Below are 1441 nucleotides of genomic sequence, written 5' to 3' on the forward strand. Positions count from 1 at the left end.
TTACGCTGGCGCAACCAGCAGAATAACCGCAGCGGTATTCCTGGCTGGCAGTCGCTGGTGCAGGATGACTCGCTGCCGCTGGCAGTGCGGGAAGCGCTGCTGGCAATTGAACGTGACCGCATCGTGTTCAATATGCAGATGTCGATATGCACCTTCGTCCTACGCCAGATACGGGAATGTTCGGTAAAAATGACGGAGGCCGAAAATATCGCGGCATCCGTTTTCCCTGCAACAAAATAACCGGAGAAATAAAACGATGGCCCAGCGTGGTTTAAATAAAGTGTCGTTGATTGGATATGTCGGACAGGAGCCGGAGATACATTATACCGCAGATAAGCAACCTGTTGCTGTTTTTTCGGTGGCGACCGGGGATACCTGGAAAGACAAAGACACCGGCGAAACGAAGGAGAGGACGCAATGGCACCGGATTGTGGTTTACAACAAACTGGCGGAAATCGCGGGGGAATACCTGCAAAAAGGGACACTGGTTTATGTAGAGGGACGACTTCAGGTCAGAAAATGGATTGACGCTATTGGCGCAGAACGCCAGTCCACGGAGGTGGTTGTCGATATCAATGGCATGTTGCAGATGCTCGGCAGAAAACCGGACGATCCGGTGAATGATGCCAGTGATGATAATAACAATAATGATGCGTAAATATTTTCAGTAACCGATTAATGGCACCGCTCTGGTGCCATTATTTTTATCGCCTTTTTATTTCTTTCTGATTTACCGGGTTACGTTATCGTAATTAGCAGATCTCATTCACTACCATGAGGTCTGTATTATGTTTCAGGGAAATAAATTTTTTACAGGTTCAGTCCGGAATATTATCAGTCTGTCAGGCGGTAAGGACTCTTTAGCATTATGGCTTTTAGCCCGTGAGAGAAATATTGCAAATATCACCGTGGTTTTTGCTGATACCGGCCATGAACATCCTTATACCTATGATTATATTTCATTGCTGGAGCAAAAACTCGGTCCGGTTATCCGGGTTCGGGCGGATTTCAGTCAGCGTATCCTTAATAAGCGGGATTATATTCAGAATGTCTGGCCCATAAAACTTGTCGAAAAATACGGCTATACGCCGCAGGGTGCAGAACAACGCGTTCGTGAGGCGCTGGAACAAATGGTTCCCCGCAAGATCCCCTTCCTGGATTTGTGTATCTGGAAAGGCCGCTTTCCCAGCACCCGCGCGCGGTTTTGTACATTTGAGCTGAAACATCGCCCGATTGACGAACAGGTCATTCAGCCATTGCTGGAACAATATGATGATGTGGTGAGCTGGCAGGGCGTTCGCGCCCAGGAGTCCACATCGCGGGCGAAGCTACCGGAGTTCGAAACCGATGCTGATAATCAGCCTGGTCTGCATGTTTACCGTCCTCTGTTGCAGTGGGCGCATGATGAGGTGTTTGCGCTGGCAAAGCGTCACGGTATTCC

3 protein-coding genes are annotated in these 1441 nt (G+C 48.9%); all 3 read left to right on the forward strand.

Annotated elements, in window-relative coordinates; translation table 11 throughout:
• Positions 1 to 240 (forward strand): DUF3158 family protein (locus tag FDX19_RS05580; RefSeq protein ID WP_137381945.1); only part of this gene is annotated, 240 nt, incomplete at its 5' end.
• A 16-nt stretch (positions 241 to 256) separates the two neighbouring features.
• Positions 257 to 658: a single-stranded DNA-binding protein gene (ssb, locus tag FDX19_RS05585; protein WP_137381939.1), complete on the forward strand. Its 402-nt coding sequence runs from the start codon at positions 257 to 259 to the stop codon at positions 656 to 658.
• A gap of 130 nt (positions 659 to 788) precedes the next feature.
• Positions 789 to 1441 (forward strand): phosphoadenosine phosphosulfate reductase family protein (locus tag FDX19_RS05590; protein ID WP_170974352.1); only part of this gene is annotated, 653 nt, incomplete at its 3' end.

It is taken from the genome of Citrobacter sp. wls619 (genome assembly GCF_005281345.1).
Classification (GTDB): domain Bacteria; phylum Pseudomonadota; class Gammaproteobacteria; order Enterobacterales; family Enterobacteriaceae; genus Citrobacter.